Source organism: Actinoplanes sp. NPDC089786, from assembly GCF_040684855.1.
In the GTDB taxonomy this organism is placed as follows: Bacteria; Actinomycetota; Actinomycetes; order Mycobacteriales; family Micromonosporaceae; genus Actinoplanes.
The window spans coordinates 1,810,026-1,827,725 of record NZ_JBFBGU010000001.1 but is presented as its reverse complement, the minus strand read 5'-3'; the positions used below and the strand labels follow the sequence as shown (position 1 = coordinate 1,827,725).

Here is a 17,700-nt window from a genome sequence, read left to right as displayed (position 1 = left end):
ACGGCCACCTCATCGGTCACGCCGCCGGGTAGCTGAGCGAAACTGATGGCGTGCACACCGACTTCGTCCGCTCACACACCCGCCCGCGCCCGGTGCCGTTCATCCCCGAGGTGACCCTTCACCAGGCCGACGAGGTGATCGCCCTGTGGGAGAGCACCGAGGCCGGTGGTACGGGTGAGCAGCCACCGCCGTTCTGGGCGTTCGCCTGGGCCGGCGGGCAGGCGCTGGCCCGCTTCGTGCTCGACCACCCCGCGCTGGTCGCCGGCCGTACGGTGCTCGACCTGGCCACCGGCTCCGGCCTGGTCGCGGTGGCGGCGGCCCGGGCCGGCGCCGCCCGGGTCACGGCCAACGACATCGACCCGCTGTCCCTGGCCGCGGCGGCCGCCAATGCCACGGCCAACGACGTGGATCTTTCCCTGTTCGAGGGCGACCTGCTCGACTCGGACCAGCACCACGACGTCATCCTGGCCGGCGACGTCTGCTACAGCCGGGCGATGACCGCCCGGGTGCTGCCGTTCCTGCGCCGGGCCGCCGGCCGGGGCAGCCTGGTACTGCTGGGCGACCCCGGCCGGGCCTACCTGCCGGCCGGGCTGACCGAGCGGGCCGCCTACGACGTGCCGGTGGCCAAGTCGCTGGAAAGCGTGCCGATCCGGCACACCAAGGTCTGGGAGGTGACCGCGTGATCCAGGCCTACCTGTCGGCGGCCGGAGCGGTGGCCGGTGCTAGCCCTGCTTCTCCGGCACTCGTACCGCCGGCACGGGACCGCCGCCCTGCTGCGCGCCTTCGCCCGGGGCGAGCGCGCCGAACCCGTCGCCGCCTTCTGACCGGCTTTCCGGCCTCTCCTCCGACCTCGGCCGGCGATGCACCATCACCGCGACCGCCCACCCGATCACGGTCGCCACCGGGATCCACATCGGGTTCGACAGGCGCGGCTGCTGTGAGATCAGCGGATGGGCGACCACCAGCGCGAACCCGCTGAGCCCGACCAGGATCCACAGGACCGCGTCCCGCCGCAGCCGCACGGCCAGCACCACGATCGCGAGCGCGACCGAGGCCATCGCGCCGGGCTCGTGCGCGTTCGCCGACAGCCAGCGGCGCCAGAACCGGAGATTCAGGTCGGTCAGGTAGGCCAGCGGATCGGCGATGTCCGGCCGGGAGAAGTGATCGGTGGCCCGGTCCTGGATCGTCTCGTTGAGCGAGGGCAGATGCCAGACCGAGCTGACCACGGCCCACCCGAGCAGAGCGGCACCGGCCAGCGCCGCGGTCCACCAGAGGCCCCCTTTGCTCTGAGCGCGTATAGGCAACACCCCCGCGCGGCGCGCGGCGGACCCGGACGCGGGCACGGCGGACACGGGCACGGTGGGCACGGGCGCGGGCACGCGTGCGGCGGGTGCGGGCGCGGCGGGCGCGGGCGCGGCAGGCGCGGGCGCGGCAGGCGCGGGCGCGGCGGGCACGCGTGCGGCGGGCACGGGCGCGGGGGGCACGGCGGGCGCGGGAGCCGCATGCTGCGGGCGTCGGCGGGCCAGGAGGCCGAGGATCACGCTGGCGGCGAGGAGGGCCAGGGACACGGCGAGAGCGCTGGCCGAGCGTACGGGGAAGAGCCAGACCAGTCCCCCACCGGCCAGAACCAGACCGCCGAGCCGCCGCCCGCGCCACGTCAGCGTGGCGCCGAGCAGCACCGCCAGGCAGCCGGCCAGCGTGGCGCTCTCGACCAGCATGCGGGTCATCCAGAACCCGGACGGCAGCAGCAACAGCGCGATCGCCGCGACCAGACCGGCCAGGCGCCGGCCGGTGGCCAGCCACACCGCCAGGTAGGCCAGCACGACCGCGATCAGGGCAAGCACCAGGGTCGCCGCCATCATCCCGCGCCACGCGCCGAGCACCGCCACGAACGGCGACCCGAACAGCGGATAGCCGGGGCGGGAGTGGAAGATCGCCGCATAGCGGGGCGTGGTCATCACGTCGTACTCGACGCAAGGGGCCTGGCCGCCCTGTTTGCGCGACGCGCGGTTGATGTCGCGGCAGACCTCCCGGCGCGCGACCGCCGCCGCCGTGACCGGGTCGACGCCGGCGAAGATCTGCGCCTGCCGCATGTACCAGTAGCTGTCGCCGGACGCGACCCGCTGGGGGCCGTCGACGCGCAGCATGAAGAGCGGAACCGCGACGGCGATCACCAGGATCACCCAGGCGGCCTCGACCAGGCGTCGACGCACGCGGCCACCTTAGCCAAGAAGTGCGGCGACTCCGAGCCCATCGTCGACAATGGCATCCGGGTCGGGCCAGGCGGCCGGATCTTCCTTGGCGGTGCGGACCGACCGCATCACGATCACCTTCGCCACCTCGGCCCGGCGGCCGCACACCACGTCGCGCTGGAAGCTGTCGCCGACGAACCAGCAGTCGGCCGCGTCGACGCCCAGCTCGGCCGCGGCCAGCCAGATCATCTGCGGGTTGGGTTTGCGGACCCCCGCCTCGTCGCTGTAGACCTGCGCCGCGAACCGGTCGCCCACGCCCGCCTTGGCCAGGAAGTCTCGGTGGGCGGCGCCACAGAGGGTGTTGCTCACCACAGCCATCGGGAGATCGCGTGACGCGGCCGCCGAGAGCAGCTCGGGGATGCCCGGGCGCAGGGCCCAGTTGTGGCGCCAGGCCCACTCGTAGCTGAGGCGCTTCACCGCGGCGCGTACCCGGACCTGGGCCGAGCTGGGCCACCCACCCAGAACGAACCTCTCCCAGACCTCGGCCTGCGGCAGCTCGTCGGGGTGGTCCTCGTCGCGCCAGCGGCCGTAGGCCTCGGTCGCCTCGGTGAGCCGCAGCTGAATCTCGCCCGGCGTGAGCACGCCCCCGGTCAGGTTGTAGACGCGCAGCACCAGCTCAGGCGGTGGCTCCCGGGACGGTGGCGCGTCGGCCAGCACCCCGCCGAAGTCGAGGAGCAACGCGGCGGGGGTCACCGGTGCCCGTTGACGCCGAGGGTCCAGGCCCGGACGCCACCGAGGATGCCCGCGGTGTTCGGCACCACCACGACGTCGTCGCCCATCCGGGCCAGCTGGGTCGGCGTGAGCAGGCGCGAGTTGCCGCCGCCCAGGTAGAGCCGGTCCCACAGGTAGACCGGCCGCAGCCCCTCGACGACATTGCGGACCCGGCGGGACCACAGCGCGTCGCCCAGCCGGCGCCGCTCGTGCTCGCCGATGTAGGTGTCGTAGCTCATTCCCCAGCGCACCGGCGCCTGGGACATCTCCATGTGTGGCGCCAGTTTGCCGCCGTCGAACAGCGCGCAGCCCAGTCCGGTGCCGAGGGTGATCATCAGCTCGCAGCCGGTGCCCGCGACCACGCCCGCGCCGTGCACCTCGGCATCGTTCAGCACCAGCGTGGGCAGCCCGAAGGCCTCGGCCAGGGCGGTCCGCGCGTCGAACCCGTGCCACACCTCGACCAGCTCCGGGTCGACCTTGGTGCGCGGCCCGCTGCGCGTCACATAGTGCGGTGTGGCGACCACGACACCGTGTCGCAGCATGCCCGGCATGCCGACGGTCACCCGGTCGGCCTGGGGCAGCCGCCCACCGAGCTCGACCAGGGTCTTCACAAAAAGATCGGGATGCAGGGGGTACGGAGTGGGCACGCGCAACGGCTGCGCCCGCATCGTCCCGGCGTCGTCGAGCACGGAGCCCTTGATGCCGCCACCACCGCAGTCGATCGTCAGGGTGAATGCCACCTGAACAGTGTCGCCCACCCGGCCGGGCGCCGCGAGTAGGGTCGCTGCCGATGAGAATCACCACGCGCAACGCGAGTTTCCAGCAGTGGCAGGCGTTGCTGACCAACCGCACCAAGCGGCAGCGTTCCGGCACGTTCCTGGTGCAGGGTGTGCGCCCGATCACGCTCGCGGCCTCGTACGGCTGGACCGTCGACGCCCTGGTCTACTCCGATCGGGAGGCGCTCTCGGCCTGGGCCCGCGACCTGCTCGCCGAGACCGGCGCGACCCCGGTGGCGATGGCGCCCGAGCTGGTGGCCGAGCTGGCCGAGAAGGACGAGGCCGAACTGGTCGCGGTGGTCCGCCGCCCGCCCGACGACCTCAACCGGATCGTCGCCGGCCCGCGGATGCTCGTGGTGGTCTTCGACCGGCCGGCCACGCCCGGCAACATCGGCACGCTGATCCGGTCGGCGGACGCGTTCGGCGCCTCGGGCGTGATCGTCACCGGGCACGCGGCCGACCCCTACGACCCTCGTGCCGTACGCGCCAGCACCGGCTCCCTCTTCGCGCTGCCGGTGATCCGGGCCGACTCCCACCTCGCGGTCATCGACTGGGTTTCGCAACTGCCCTTCGACGTACGGGTGGCCGGCACCGACGAGCACGGCGCGGTCGACGTGGCCGAGTACGACCTGACCGGTCCGCGCCTGCTGCTGATCGGCAACGAGACCCAGGGCCTGTCGGCGGGCTGGCGGGACGCCGCCGACGACCTGCTGCGCATCCCGATCACCGGGGCGGCCAGCTCGCTCAACGCGGCGGCCGCGGCCACGGTCGTGCTCTACGAGGCGGCGCGTCAGCGTTCGCGTTCCAGCAACGGCTGAACCGCGTCGGACAGCGCGGTGACGCACTCGTCCTCGGTGGCCCAGGGCAGCCGGTCGGTGAAGTGGGTCAGGAACGCGTAGTTGAGGCAGCCACCCATCAGCATGTGCGCGATCGCGTCCGGGTCGGCCCGCTCGGACACCCGGCCGGCCTTCTGCTCCGCCCGCAGGTAGCCGGCCACCGACTCGGCCACGACCTGAGGACCCTTCTGCTGGGCCTGCATCACCTCGCGATGCGCGGCGAGCAGCTGCGGCTCGGCGAACAGGGACGCCGCGATCGGGAACGTACGCCGATAGAACGTGAGGGCGGCACGGACCAGCTCGCGGACGGTGTCGAGCACCTCGCCCTCGCCGACCCGGTCGGGCAGCCCGCGGAGCAGCGGGGACAGCCCCGGCATGCGCTCCTCGAGCACCGCCAGGAACATCTCCTCCTTGGTGCGGAAGACCTTGTAGAGCATCGCCTCGGAGTAGCCGGCCTGGCGGGCGATCTCCTTGGTGGTGGTCCGCGCCAGCCCCAGCGTGCCCATCACGTGGGAGGCGGCGTCCAGAATGCGGTCTCGGCTGTTCTCAGGCATCTCCCCCGCAGCATAGTGGTTAGTAAGTACTCACTCACCATTGGTCATCACGGGAGAGACCATGCGGATCACCGTCATCGGAGCCACCGGCGGAACCGGGCTCCACGTCGTGCGGCAGGCCCTCGTGGCCGGCCATGAGGTCACCGCCGTCGTCCGGAATCCCGCCCGCCTCCCGGCCGGCCCCCACGTCGTCATCGCCGACGTCACCCGGCCCGACGAACTGCGCCCCGCGGTCAAGGACAGCGACGTGGTGATCACCGCGCTGGGCCCGCGCCGCGGCTCACCCGAGCCGATCGTGACGCCCGCGCTCTCGGCGCTGCTCGACACGTCACCGCCCCGGGTGATCCTGGTCAGCAACAGCGGCATGCACGGCGCCGGCGACCCGTGGCCGCTGCGCTACCTGATCAAGCCGATCCTCCAGCGGGTGCTGCGCCGCACCTACGCCGACGCGATGCGCGCCGAACAGACCCTTCAAGATTCGGGTACGCCGTGGACGATCGTCCGCCCGCCCCGCCTGACCGACGGCCCGCTGACCGGCACGTACCGCTCCGCCACCTCGGGCAACCCTCGCTGGGCCGCCAGCATCTCCCGAGCCGACCTGGCGCATTGCCTGCTCCGGGCCGCCACCGACCCCGCCACTGCCGGCCAGACCATCAGCATCGGCTACTGACCGCCGCTCGTTCGACCGCCGCTCGTTCGACCTCGCCGCGGACAAGTTGATCTTGAAAATCGCGTGACGCGCGCACCGCCACCTCCCCCACCCCTCTGGGTGGGCGAGGAATGTAGCGCGGTGACGTCCCGGAATCGGCGGTTATCCACAGGCGGGGTCGGCACCTGAGCGGGGGCGAGCCGCGTCTGCCCAGCTGGGGCGCGGCGCCTAGATCCGAGACGTGCCCCGGAGTGTGGCTGACGACACCGGCGACCGACGCCGTGACCGGCAGCTTCACGCCGTGCCGCTTGTGCTTACGGCTTGGGCGCATTCCGGAATGAGGGCGCCGCCGGCCACCATCCTGGACCACGCCTGATCCACGAGACGCGGCCCTAGAACGGAGCGCTTCGCCAGTCGGTGGCGGCCGGGGCCAGGGACTGCTCGGGCGCGAGCAGGCGGGCCGGTGACGTCGCCACGGTGACGATCAAGGCCGCCAGCAGGAGCCATCCCCAGCCGCTGAACTCCAGTGGCGTGGTCAGCCAGGCGCCGGCCCACTCCAGGGTGGCGAGCACGATCGCGTCGATCGCCACCTGGATCAGCACGCCGCCGGGGATCGCCACCCGCATGGCGATGAACACCGAGGCCAGGACCAGCACGTTCACCAGGACGGGGCGGTCGCCGGAGGTCAGCCGGACGCCGGGCAGTACCTCGACGGCGAACCACAGCGCCCCGGCCGCGCCGACCAGGGAGACCAGGAAGGCCAGCCACTGACTCGCGGTCTCCTCGACGCGGCGGGGCGCGAGCAGCCCGCGTACCGCCCCGAACACGCCCCAGAAGACCAACCCGGCGGCCAGCCACCGGGCCCAGCCACCGGAAAGCTCGACCGGACCGCCGAACCGGCCCACCAACCAGGTCCCGGCCTTGAACGCCACCGGCTGGACCAGGGCGACGGCCGCGCCGGCGAAGACCAGTCCGGCCAGGACGGTCATCACGCGGCCGGGCGGCCGGGGCACCAGCACCGGCACCGGCTCGGGCGACAGCGACAGAGACGGCGACGACCACGACGGCGGCGACGGCGGCGGCGGCGGCGGCGGTGCCCAGGTCATCGTGACCGAGACGCGAGCCAACAGCATCGAGCCGACGATCACCGACAGCGGCACGATCAGCGCGACAGCCACCCCGACCATGACCACCGCCACCGCCCCGCCGAGGAACAGCCGGCCCCACCCCGAACCCTCGACCCGGAACCCCGGCACGAACACGTCGGCCACCCACACGCCGCCGGTCAACGCCGCGACATCGATCAGCCTGCGCCACACCCAGCCCATCGCATCCTCCCCGCCCGGTCCTCTTCGGATCGTGCCGAGCCGGACGCCGCGATGGGGCTCGCAGGCAGGAAGCTGCTAGGGCGTTTCCGGCCGATCAGCCGAGAGCGAGGCCGGGACGGCCCTAGTGAACCTCGTCGGCCCAGGTGCGCCAGTTGTCCAGGACGCCGTGCAGGATGGGGGTCAGCCAGCCCGGGGCCGACCGCCGGAAGACGCCCGGCTCCATGCCGCCGGCGCCGTCCGGGAGGGCGCCGACCAGGTGCGGGACGAGCTCGCTGAGGTTGGCCCAGTGCACCAGCTCGGGGTCGGCCGGCCAGGCGCCGAGCACGACACCCGCGGGTACGCCGCGCCGCGCCAGCGCCTCCAGCGTCAACGCGGTGTGGTTGAGCGTGCCGAGCCCCGCCCGCGCCACCACCACCGTGCTGACGCCCAGCGTGGTGGCCAGGTCGGCGAAGGTCCAGGGCTCCCCCGACGGCCGCACGCCCATCGGCACCAGCAGGCCGCCGGCCCCCTCCACGAGCACCAGGTCGTGCTGGGCCGCCTCGGCCCGGATCTCGTCCACCACCTCGTACAGCTCCAGCGGAGGCAGCTCGGCCACCTTGGCCGCGGCCAGCGGGGCGAGCGGCTCCGGATAGGACGCCAGCGTACGGGCGGTGTGCGGGGCGGCGAGCCGCTGGACGAGGTCGATGTCGGTGGGTCCGCCGAGCGCCGTACCCGTCTGGCCGGGCTTGATCACCGCGACCCTCAGCCCGGCGGCCTGAGCCGCGGCCGCGATCGCCGCCGTGACGATCGTCTTGCCGACGTCGGTGTCGGTGCCGGTGACCAGCACGATGCCGCGCCATTCGGGCCCTTCGGGGCGCTGGGGCTGGGCCGCCGCCTGCGCGGACAGCTCCGCCTCGACCTCGTCGCCGAGCTGCTCGGCGGCCTCCGGCTCGGCCATGCCGGTCACGCTCTCGTCGGGCGCGGCCCCTGGAGACACGGGTACGGGCAGAGCAGGCTCCACCCCCGGCACCTCTTCACCGGGCGGCGGCCCCACCGGCGCCGGCTCGGTCACGGGCGCGGGCTCGGGCTCGGCAACAGGCACAGGCGCAGACTCAGTCACGGCGACAGGCTCCTCCGCGCTCAATCCGGCTTCCGCCACCGTGGCCGGCGCGGAGGACGGCGCGGAATCGGTCGCGGCCGGGTCTTCGCCGTCCGGAGCGTCGAAGTTCGGCTTGCCCTTCCCAGGAACGCCCGGTGTCGGCGCCAGCACAAGGGGCGACGCCTTGCGGACCGGGACGACCTGCGGCGCGACCGCGACCGGCCGGGACATCGTCCACGACGCCCGCCGCCCGTCGCCGGCCCCGAACGTGGACCGGCGGGAAGCCGGGCCGGGCAGCGCGTGACCACCGGATCCCGCCCGGGGAACCGCCGGGCCGCGGGATCCCGGGCCACGCGACACGGCCCGGCTGCCACCGGGCCCCGGGCCGGGCAGGGCATGCCCGCGAGGCGCCGGCGTCGGCAGTTCCAGCGTCGAGGGGGCCGGGGTGGGTGAATCCGAGGCCGGGGGCGGGTCCGGGGGGCTGGCTGGTGCGGGGGTCATGGGGCGCACTCCACGATCACGTCGAGGGCTCGGCTGAAGTCCGGGTCGGTGACGCCGGCGTTGAGGGTCAGGCGCAGGCGGCTGGAGCCGTCCGGGGTGGACGGTGGGCGGAAGCAGCCTACGGCTATGCCTCGGTCGCGGCAGTCGGCCGCCCACGCCAGGGCCGCCTCGGGGCCGGGTGCGGGCACCGACAGGACGCCGGCCGCCGGGTGCGTCACGGCGAAACCGGCGGCCGAGAGCCGGCTCACCGTCAGCGCCGCGCGGGAGGCCAGCAGGGCCCGGCGGTCGTCGGCCGACCGGGCCACGTGCAGGGCCGCGTGGACGCCGGCCACGACCGCCGGCGGGAGCGCGGTGTCGTAGATGAACGTGCGGCTGGTGTCGATCAGGTGGCGGACGAACTGCGCGGGGCCGGCCACCACGCCGCCGGCGCCGCCCAGGGACTTGGACAGGGTCGCGGTGACCAGGACGTCGGGCCGGCCGGCCAGTCCCGCGGCGGTCACCCCGCCGGCGCCGGACGGGCCGAGCAGGCCGAGCGCGTGCGCGTCGTCGACCAGCAGCAGGGCGCCACGAGCCGAGGTCACCTGGTGGAGGGCGGCCAGCGGCGCCAGGTCACCGTCCACCGAGAACACCGACTCGGTCACCACCACGGCGTCGCGGCCGGGGTGGGCGTCCAGGATGGCGGCGACGGCCGCGGGGTCGGCGTGCGGCGCCACGACCGTCTCGGCGCCGGACATCTTGCAGCCGTCGATCAACGAGGCGTGGTTGTACGCGTCCGAGACGATCAGGCCGCCCCTGCCGGCCAGGGCCCGGACGGCGCCCAGGTTGGCCAGGTAGCCCGACGAGAACACCAGGGCCTGCTCGGCGCCCAACCAACCGGCCAGGTCGTCCTCCAGCGCCGTGTGCGCGGCGGTGGAGCCCCGGACCAGGCGCGAACCGGTGGCTCCCAGCCCGTACGCCGAAAGCGCCCCGGCCGCGGCCTCGACCACCGCGGGGTGGGCGGAGAGGCCGAGGTAGTCGTTGCCGGCCAGATCGACGATCGGGTCGCCGGGCGCGCGCGGCCGCAGCTCACGCGTCAGCCCGGCCTTGGCCCGGCCGCGAGCCAGCCGTTCCAGCGCCGCCAACCAGCCCGCCAAAACAGCCTCGCAATCGCCGCCGTACGCATCCATCGGCACCACCGAAGCACACCCGGCGCGGACCCTGTCGGACAATGCCGGACCGGCGCGTGATCTTCGAGACAGAGCCTGGACCGGCAAACTATCACCCGGCCGGATCGTCCCCGGCGAGTTGTAGGGTACGGGCATGCCTGAGATCCTCGATCAAGCCCGCGTCCAGGTGCTCGCCGACGGTGTCGGGCTGGGCGAGGCCGGGGTGCTCGAGGTGCTGCGGTTGCCCGACGACGATCTGCCCGAGTTGCTCCAGCTCGCTCACGACGTACGCATGAAGTGGTGTGGTCCTGAGGTCGAGGTCGAGGGCATCGTCTCGCTGAAGACCGGCGGCTGCCCCGAAGACTGCCATTTCTGCTCGCAGTCCGGCCTGTTCACGTCGCCGGTGCGGGCGGTCTGGCTCGACATCCCGGCCCTGGTCGAGGCGGCCCGGCAGACCGCCGCCACGGGCGCGACCGAGTTCTGCATCGTGGCCGCCGTCCGCGGTCCCGACCAGCGCCTGATGGACCAGATGCGCGAGGGCGTCAAGGCGATCCGCGAGGCCGTCGACATCCAGGTCGCGGCCAGCCTCGGCATGCTCACCCAGGAGCAGGTCGACGACCTGGTCGAGATGGGCGTGCACCGCTACAACCACAACCTCGAGACGTGCCGTTCCTTCTTCCCCAACGTGGTGACCACCCATTCGTGGGAAGAGCGTTTCCGCACGCTGGAGATGGTGCGGGCGTCGGGCATGGAGGTCTGCTGCGGCGGCATCCTCGGCCTCGGCGAGACGGTCGAGCAGCGGGCCGAGTTCGCCGGGCAGCTGGCCCGCCTCGACCCCCACGAGGTCCCGCTCAACTTCCTCAATCCCCGTCCGGGTACGCCGCTGGGCGACCGCGAGGTCGTCGAGGGCAAGGACGCGCTGCGCGCCATCGCCGCGTTCCGCCTGGCCCTGCCGAGAACGATCCTGCGGTACGCCGGTGGCCGCGAGATCACCCTGGGCGACCTAGGCACGCGCGACGGCCTGCTCGGCGGCATCAACGCCGTGATCGTCGGCAACTACCTGACCACCCTGGGCCGCCCCGCCACCGCCGACCTCGAATTGCTGGCCGAGCTCAAGATGCCGGTCAAGGCTCTCTCGGCCACGCTGTGACCGCGCCCGCCACCACGTATTGCGACCGCTGCGGCGAGACCCTGACCAAGGGCGACCACCTTGCGTGTACGGCGGCCCGCCGGCTGGAGCCACCCCGTTACTGTCCGCAGTGCCGCCGCCGCCTGAAGGTTCAGGTGGTCCCCACCGGCTGGACCGCCACCTGCGTCGAACACGGCGATTCCCACTCCTGATGCCCAACCCCCTTCGCACAGTGCGGCGCCTCTCCCCCGCGCCTCCTTCGCGGTGTGCCGTCCTTCCGTCGCTCGGACGGCACTGCCATGATCTTGCGAGGATGAGCGCATGACCTGGTCACGGCTGCGCGGCCGCCTGGTGACGCTGCGCCTGGCCGAGGAGGCGGATGTCGCCGAGCTGGTCCGCATCCGGTCGACCCCCGAGGTCAAGGCGCGCTGGCGCGGCGACGACCTGGCCGCCGAGACCCGCGAGTCGATCGCCGACGAGGAGACCGGCTTCTACACGATCGAGGTGGAGGGCCGGGTGGCCGGCGCGATCCAGTGGGCGGCCGAGCACGACCCCGACTACCACCACGCCAGCATCGACATCTTCGTCGACCCCGCCGTGCACGGCCGCGGCGTAGGCACCGACGCCGTCCGCACCCTGGCCACCCACCTGGTCGACGACGAGGGCTTCCACCGCCTGGTGATCGACCCGGCGGCCGACAACACCCCGGCGATCCGCTGCTACGAGAAGGTCGGCTTCCGCCCGGTCGGCATCATGCGCCAGTACGAGCGCGACCCCACCGGCTGGCACGACGGCCTCCTGATGGACCTCGTGGCGGCCGAGTTGATCCGCGACTGATCGCCCCGTCAGATCGACGTCACCGGGGACTCGTGGACGTCGGCGCGGGGGACGGGGAGGGTCACGGTCAGCATGGAGCCGTCCCGGTCGGCGGCGCCGCTGCCCAGGCGGCGGAGGGTGCGGAGCATGGCGGTGTTGTCGGCGGTCACGTGCAGGACCAGCGCGGCGAAACCGCCCCGGCCGGCCCAGGTGACCAGCCGGCGGAGCAGGGTGGTGCCCAGGCCCCGGCGTTGCCACGCGTCTTCGACCAGCAGCGCCGCCTCGCCCAGGTCGCCCTCGGCCAGCAGGGTCGCGGTGGCGATGACGTGTTCCTCGCCGCTGCGCGGGTCGGTGTGCAGGGCCAGCAGGGTGAGGCCGCCGATCGGCTCGAGCAGCTGGCGCAGCCGGGCGTCGGACGGGACACCGCCGGGGTAGCGCAGCTCGCGGGCGGCCGCCGAGCAGCGGGCATGCAGGCGGAGGACCGCCTCGGCGTCGTCGGGGGTGGCCACCCGGATCAGCAACTCGTCGCCGGACGGCAGCAACAGCGTGGTCTGGGTGTCGGCCTGGCGCAGCAGGGCGCCGCTCAGCTCGATCAGCGCCTGGCCCCGGGCGAACTCGGCGGGGGTGAAGTCGGGCGCCCGCCGCGACACCTCGAAGACACCGCCCGCCGGGTCGGCGAGCGTCATGCACCCGGCGGTGAAACCGGAGGCGGGAGGCCCGGCGGTGAAACCGGAGGCGGGAGAGGCGGGCGAGCCGGGAGAGCCGGCGGACGGACGCCAGCGGACCTCGGTCGCGTCGAGCAGCCCGACCAACGCCTCGCCCAGCCCGTCGGGGTCGTGCACCAGGCGGCCGGCCAGCGCCAGCGCCCGGGTCGGCGGGTCGGCCAGGCCCTGCGCCTCGGCGCGGGCCACGAACGCGTCGCGCCCGCGACCGCGCTCGACGGCGGCCAGCAGGTCGCGCTCGGACATCGTGTCGGGCGCGTCGACCAGGAAGTCGTCGACCGCGCCGGCCTCGGTGGTGTGCACCTGAACGGCCAGGATGTTGACCGACTTGAGCGCCAGGCTCGCGGTCAGCACCGAGAGGTAACCGGGACGATCGTCAACGGTCGCCCGGACCCGCCACAACGCCATGCTCGCCTCCTCAACCAAAGACGAACTCAACCAAAGACGAACTCAACCAAAGACGAACTCAACCAACGACGAACTCAACCAACGACGAACTCAACCAACGACGAACTCGAACGACGAACTCGAACGACGACGAACTCGAACGACGGAACAAAGACGAATCTAAGCCTGCCGCGCCGGTGTTACCCCGGCATTGCCGGAGCCGGCCGAGTTATGAGGGGTCAGTCACAACCGATGCGACCGGCGGCACACCGACCTGGTCGAGGCGGTCGCCGAGGATGACGGCGGCCGCGCGGACCAGCTGGGCGACCCGGTCGACCTCGGTGGTGTGGAAGGCGCCGGACGCGTCGTCGTCCCGGGCCAGCACCAGCACGAGGCCGGCCCGGCCGAACGGCGCCACGGCGTACTTGGTGCCGTCGGGATCGGTCATCGGGCGCGCCCGCAGCGGGGTGACCTCGGGGAGCCGCAGCGGGGTGGGCGCGCGCCAGCTGGCGTAGGCGATGGCCGGCTCACGCACCGGCGGCTGGGGCGCGCCGGCCCGCTCGGCCCAGTCGGCCGGCACCACCACGGCGGCGGCCCAGTCGGCGGCGAGCAGCCCGGGCATCGCGTCGACCACCGTGGCCAGCCCGTCGGCGCGGTTGGCCGCCACCTGGGCCAGCAGTTCGGCGTCGTGCCCGCCGGAGACGGGCGCGCCGATCGCCTTCCACACCCCGTCGACCTGGACGCCGGGGATCGCGGCGAGCCCGGCCAGGAGCCGGTCGACGCGGGCGGCGCCGGGCCAGACCACGGTGAAGTCGTCGACCGCGCGGCCGCTGAGGCGTTCCAGCACCACCACCTGGACGATGTCGGCGCCGGCCACGCCGAGCGTCCGAGCGACCTGCCCGAGGGCTCCCGGCCGGTCCGGCAGAGTGACGCGAACCCGCAGCAACATCAAGCTCCCTCAGGAAGAAGAACGGCCAACCGACAGCGTCCAGTGTGCCAACGCGGCATTTCCGACCGGTTGCGGCGCGGTATCCCCACCGTCAAAGGACAAGTCGGGAACAGAATATGAGCGGTCAGGCGGAGTCGCGACGGACCAGGTGGGTGTCCAGCAGAACGTGCGAAACCACGTCCCGCCCGGCGATCAGGTCGATGAGCAGCGCGGCCATCCGCCGCCCCAGCTCCTCGACCGGCTGGTGCACGGTGGTGAGCGGCGGATCGGTCCGCCGGGCCACGTCGGCGTCCTCGAACCCGACCAGCGGCACCACCCGCCCGGCCTCCCGCAGCGCCCGCAACGCCCCGGCCGCCATCAGGTCGCTGGCGGCGAACACCGCGTCGAAGTCGAAGGCCAGCAACGCGCGCATGGCCGCGTACCCACCCGCCTCACTGAAGTCACCGACCTGGACCACCTCGGCGGCGTGGGCGGGCAACGCGGCGCGGTAACCGGCGAGCCGATCGCGGCCGACCGCCATGTCCTGCGGCCCGGCGATGGTCGCCACCCGCCGCGCGCCGAGGCTCAGCAGATGGGCCGTCGCGAGGGTCGCCCCACCCACGTTGTCGACGTCGACGAAGGCGGAATCGTCGTGCGAAGAGGGCCGCCCGCCCAGCACGAACGGCATGGCCCGGGCCCGGAGCAGCGCGGGCAGCGGGTCGTCGTCGTGCAGCGAGAGCAGCAGCACCCCGTCGACGTGCTGGTCGGTGAGGTGGTGCTCGACCCGCTGCCGCTGCGCCGGTGTGGCCGCCATCGCCAGCCAGAGCTGCAGCGACGTCTCGAGCAGCGTCTCGTTGATGCCGCGCAGCACGCCGGCGAAGAAGGGCTCGCCGAAGACCCTCTCCTGCGACTCGGAGACGACCAGGGCCACCGCGTCCGTTCGCTGGGTCACCAGCGACCGCGCGGCCCGGTTGGGCACGTAGCCGAGCTGGTTGATGGCCGCCTCCACGGCGGCCTTGGCCCGGGGGCTGACCTGCGCCGATCCGTTCACCACCCGGCTGGCCGTGCCACGGCCGACCCCGGCGAGCGCGGCCACCTCTTCGAGCGTGGGCCGGCCGACGGTGGAGCGGGGCGCCTGCCTGGTCACACCGGCATTATCATCTTTCCGTCCGGAGAACGGCATAGTCTGGGCCGGTGATCTGCCGAGCCTGCCGGGAGAAGCGGCATGACGACTGCCGCGGCGGCTCGTGGTGCGACTGCCAACATCGGCCGCCGGTGCCGGTGCCGCCGGTGACGGGCCCGCCCGGCCCATGACGCCGATCCGCCGGATGCTGCCCGACCCGCACGATCCGCTGGACGACGACGCGCTCCGGGCCTGCTACGCCTACGAGCGGCCGACGTTGCGGATGAACTTCGTGAGCAGCGCGGACGGCGCGGCCACGGTCGGTGGCAGGTCCGGCCCGCTGGGCGGTCCGGGCGACAAACGGATCTTCGATCTGCTGCGGGCCGGGTGTGACGCGCTCCTGGTGGGGGCCAATACGGTACGCACGGAGCACTACGACGCCCTGCGCCCCGATCCGGAGTGGCGGACGGCGAACGGGCTCACCGCGTACCCCCTGATGGCGATCTTGTCCCGCTCCCTGAATCTCGACCCGGACCAGGCGATCTTCACCGACGCCCCGCGCCCGCCGATCGTGTTCACGGCGGAAGGCGCCGGTCGCTTCCCGGCCGAGTTGGTGACCGTGGGTGATCTGGCGCAGGTGACGGACGAGCTGAACCGACGCGGCGCCGAGCACATCCTCTGTGAGGGCGGCCCGAGCCTGTTCGGGCAGCTCATCGCGGCCGACCTGGTCGACGAGCTGTGCCTGACGATCTCGCCCTGGCTGGCCGGCGGCGAGCCCGGCCGGATCGCGACCGGACCGCCGGCCGAGGCGCGCGAGATGTCCTTGCGGCACGTCCTGACCGACGGCGACCAGCTCTTTCTCCGGTACGCGCGGAAGCAAGTACTTGTGGACAAACCTGTGGACAACCACTAGAAGTTGTGGAAAGTCGGTGCCAACCGACGTGGGGTCCGTCGATTTGTCGTACCTCTGGTGCACCATGATCCCGTGTTAGACGACCCCACCCCACCAGGCGACCCGGTCGGCCGTGTGCTCGGCACCGCCGACGCAACCCCGCTCGAGTTCTGGACGGCGGTGACCCCGGGCAGCTACCTCCAGCTCGACGACGTGGTCGTGACCCGGCGCGACCTGCCCGGCCGTGAGCCGGTGACGATCGCCGGGGTGGTCACCCAGGTGCGGGCGCGCCACGAGGGGGCACAGTTCGACTCGGATGTCTTCGCGATCGCCGACGGCACGCTGCCCGCGCTGGTCCAGGAGGCGGCCGAGATCACCACGACCCGGGTCGACCCCGAGTTCTACGTGCCGCCGGCGCCGGGCGCGGTGGTTCACCGGGCGTCCGGCGCGGCCCGCGACGCCGCCCTCCACTTCGACCGGATGGAGCGGCGGATCCCGATGGGCACCGGCCGCGACGGCGTGCCGGTCTACCTCAACGCCGACTTCCTCGACGGCACCCGCGGCGCGCACGTGTCGATCTCCGGCATCTCCGGCGTGGCCACCAAGACCAGCTTCGCGACCTTCCTGCTCTACTCGGTCTTCCGCTCGGGCCAGCTCGGGGCCGACGGCACCAACGCCAAGGCGCTGATCTTCAACGTCAAGGGTGAAGACCTGCTGTTCCTCGACCATCCGAACATCCGCCTGGACGAGCCGACGATCGCGGCGTACAAGCTCTTGGAACTGCCCGCGACGGCCTTCCCCGACGTCCGGGTCTACGCCCCGCCGCGAGTCGGCGACTCGTCCGGCACGCCCGATGTGACCAGCCGCATGACCGGGGTCGACGCGTTCTACTGGACGCTCGAGGAGTTCTGCGCCAACCGGCTGCTGCCCTACGTCTTCGCCGACGCCGACGACGAGCGCCAGCAGTACACGATGGTCGTCCACTCGGTCACCGCCCACCTTCATCGTCACGCGGTGCCGGCCGAGGGCGGCGTCAGCATCGACGGCCGCCGCCTCGGGTCGTACGGCGACCTCGTCGACCACATCGTCGAGCAGCTCACCGACGACGAGACCCGGTCCACCTGGGCCGGTTCGGCGATCAACATGGGTACGGTCAACGCGTTCGCCCGCCGGCTGATCGGCAGCAAGCGCGACCTGGCCCGGCTGATCCGCGGCGACCTGGCCGCCCGCCGCCCGCACGCGATCAAGACCGCCGAGAGCGCCCAGGTCACCGTGGTCGACCTGCACAACCTGCCCGACCGGGCGCAGCGGTTCGTGGTCGGCGTGACGCTGAAGACCGAGTTCGACGACAAGGAGAAGTCGGGCACCGGCAAGCCGCTGCTGTTCGTGGTGCTCGACGAGCTGAACAAGTACGCGCCCCGCGAGGGCACCTCGCCGATCAAGGAGGTGCTGCTCGACATCGCCGAGCGCGGCCGGTCGCTGGGCGTGATCCTGATCGGCGCGCAACAGACGGCCAGCGAGGTCGAGCGGCGGATCGTCACCAACTCGGCGATCCGGGTGGTCGGCCGGCTCGACCCGGCCGAGGCGTCCCGGCCGGAATACGGCTTCCTGCCGCCCGCCATGCGCCAGCGCGCCCTGCTGGCCCGGCCCGGCACGATGTTCGTCAACCAGCCCGACATCCCGGTCCCGCTGTGCGTCGAGTTCCCGTTCCCGGCCTGGGCGACACGCTTCTCCGAGGCCGGCCCGCCCCCGTCCGCCTCGATGCGCTCGATCGTGCAGGGCGCCGACCCGTTCGCGGTCGTGGGCCGCGCCGGTTCCGCCGACGACGACATCCCCTTCTAAGGTTCTTCGAACTACTACCCTCATAAGGTTG

The 17,700-nt window shown here is 73.0% G+C and carries 17 protein-coding genes; 7 read left to right on the top strand and 10 right to left on the bottom strand.

What is annotated here, in order from left to right; all coding sequences use genetic code 11:
- Positions 1–32: 32 nt before the first annotated feature.
- Complete coding sequence (locus AB0O15_RS08810) at positions 33–683, top strand: 50S ribosomal protein L11 methyltransferase (protein ID WP_364317148.1); 651 nt, start codon at positions 33–35, stop codon at positions 681–683.
- Positions 684–722: 39 nt separating this feature from the next.
- Here AB0O15_RS08810 and AB0O15_RS08805 read toward each other — a convergent pair whose 3' ends face one another.
- From AB0O15_RS08805 to AB0O15_RS08795, 3 genes are read right to left on the bottom strand one after another with little or no spacing between them, the layout of a single operon-like run.
- Positions 723–2,213 carry a hypothetical protein gene (locus AB0O15_RS08805; protein ID WP_364315922.1) on the bottom strand — a complete coding sequence of 497 codons (1,491 nt, stop codon included), beginning with the start codon at positions 2,211–2,213 and terminating at the stop codon, positions 723–725.
- Between the two features lie 9 nt (positions 2,214–2,222).
- A complete protein-coding gene (locus AB0O15_RS08800) occupies positions 2,223–2,945 on the bottom strand; it encodes an HAD family hydrolase (protein WP_364315920.1) in 723 nt (240 codons plus the stop codon).
- Positions 2,942–3,703, bottom strand: a complete 762-nt coding sequence (locus AB0O15_RS08795; RefSeq protein WP_364315917.1) for an ROK family protein — start codon at positions 3,701–3,703, stop codon at positions 2,942–2,944. The genes AB0O15_RS08800 and AB0O15_RS08795 overlap by 4 nt, the downstream gene beginning before the upstream one ends.
- A 50-nt stretch (positions 3,704–3,753) precedes the next feature.
- On the opposite strand from AB0O15_RS08795, the gene AB0O15_RS08790 reads away from it, so the two are divergent.
- Positions 3,754–4,557: a TrmH family RNA methyltransferase gene (locus AB0O15_RS08790; protein ID WP_364315914.1), complete on the top strand. Its 804-nt coding sequence runs from the start codon at positions 3,754–3,756 to the stop codon at positions 4,555–4,557.
- Here AB0O15_RS08790 and AB0O15_RS08785 read toward each other — a convergent pair.
- Positions 4,530–5,129 carry a TetR/AcrR family transcriptional regulator gene (locus AB0O15_RS08785; RefSeq protein ID WP_364315911.1) on the bottom strand — a complete coding sequence of 200 codons (600 nt, stop codon included), beginning with the start codon at positions 5,127–5,129 and terminating at the stop codon, positions 4,530–4,532. The two genes, AB0O15_RS08790 and AB0O15_RS08785, sit on opposite strands and share 28 nt — an antisense overlap.
- 61 nt (positions 5,130–5,190) lie before the next feature.
- Between AB0O15_RS08785 and AB0O15_RS08780 the strand changes: the two genes are divergently transcribed.
- Positions 5,191–5,799: an NAD(P)H-binding protein gene (locus AB0O15_RS08780; RefSeq protein WP_364315908.1), complete on the top strand. Its 609-nt coding sequence runs from the start codon at positions 5,191–5,193 to the stop codon at positions 5,797–5,799.
- Between the two features lie 371 nt (positions 5,800–6,170).
- Here AB0O15_RS08780 and AB0O15_RS08775 read toward each other — a convergent pair whose 3' ends face one another.
- The 3 genes from AB0O15_RS08775 to AB0O15_RS08765 all read right to left on the bottom strand — a co-directional run bounded on the left by AB0O15_RS08775 (position 6,171) and on the right by AB0O15_RS08765 (position 9,818).
- Positions 6,171–7,106, bottom strand: a complete 936-nt coding sequence (locus tag AB0O15_RS08775; protein ID WP_364315906.1) for a hypothetical protein — start codon at positions 7,104–7,106, stop codon at positions 6,171–6,173.
- A gap of 121 nt (positions 7,107–7,227) precedes the next feature.
- Complete coding sequence (gene bioD, locus AB0O15_RS08770) at positions 7,228–7,992, bottom strand: dethiobiotin synthase (RefSeq protein ID WP_364317146.1); 765 nt, start codon at positions 7,990–7,992, stop codon at positions 7,228–7,230.
- A gap of 689 nt (positions 7,993–8,681) precedes the next feature.
- A complete protein-coding gene (locus AB0O15_RS08765; protein ID WP_364315904.1) occupies positions 8,682–9,818 on the bottom strand; it encodes an 8-amino-7-oxononanoate synthase in 1,137 nt (378 codons plus the stop codon).
- 166 nt (positions 9,819–9,984) lie between these two features.
- Between AB0O15_RS08765 and bioB the strand changes: the two genes are divergently transcribed.
- Together bioB and AB0O15_RS08755 are read left to right on the top strand one after the other, a co-directional pair.
- Entirely contained in the window at positions 9,985–10,980 is a 996-nt protein-coding gene (bioB, locus tag AB0O15_RS08760; protein WP_364315902.1) for a biotin synthase BioB, read from the top strand.
- A 300-nt stretch (positions 10,981–11,280) separates the two neighbouring features.
- Entirely contained in the window at positions 11,281–11,796 is a 516-nt protein-coding gene (locus AB0O15_RS08755; protein ID WP_364315900.1) for a GNAT family protein, read from the top strand.
- Positions 11,797–11,804: 8 nt separating this feature from the next.
- On the opposite strand, the gene AB0O15_RS08750 is transcribed toward AB0O15_RS08755, so the two are convergent.
- The 3 genes from AB0O15_RS08750 to AB0O15_RS08740 all read right to left on the bottom strand — a co-directional run bounded on the left by AB0O15_RS08750 (position 11,805) and on the right by AB0O15_RS08740 (position 14,959).
- A complete protein-coding gene (locus tag AB0O15_RS08750) occupies positions 11,805–12,905 on the bottom strand; it encodes a GNAT family N-acetyltransferase (RefSeq protein ID WP_364315897.1) in 1,101 nt (366 codons plus the stop codon).
- Between the two features lie 208 nt (positions 12,906–13,113).
- Positions 13,114–13,833 carry an amino acid-binding protein gene (locus AB0O15_RS08745; RefSeq protein WP_364315895.1) on the bottom strand — a complete coding sequence of 240 codons (720 nt, stop codon included), beginning with the start codon at positions 13,831–13,833 and terminating at the stop codon, positions 13,114–13,116.
- 124 nt (positions 13,834–13,957) lie between these two features.
- Positions 13,958–14,959 carry a LacI family DNA-binding transcriptional regulator gene (locus AB0O15_RS08740; RefSeq protein WP_364315892.1) on the bottom strand — a complete coding sequence of 334 codons (1,002 nt, stop codon included), beginning with the start codon at positions 14,957–14,959 and terminating at the stop codon, positions 13,958–13,960.
- Between the two features lie 163 nt (positions 14,960–15,122).
- On the opposite strand from AB0O15_RS08740, the gene AB0O15_RS08735 reads away from it, so the two are divergent.
- Positions 15,123–15,848 carry a pyrimidine reductase family protein gene (locus AB0O15_RS08735; RefSeq protein WP_364315889.1) on the top strand — a complete coding sequence of 242 codons (726 nt, stop codon included), beginning with the start codon at positions 15,123–15,125 and terminating at the stop codon, positions 15,846–15,848.
- A 72-nt stretch (positions 15,849–15,920) separates the two neighbouring features.
- Complete coding sequence (locus AB0O15_RS08730; protein ID WP_364315886.1) at positions 15,921–17,669, top strand: ATP-binding protein; 1,749 nt, start codon at positions 15,921–15,923, stop codon at positions 17,667–17,669.
- The last annotated feature ends 31 nt before the right edge of the window (positions 17,670–17,700 follow it).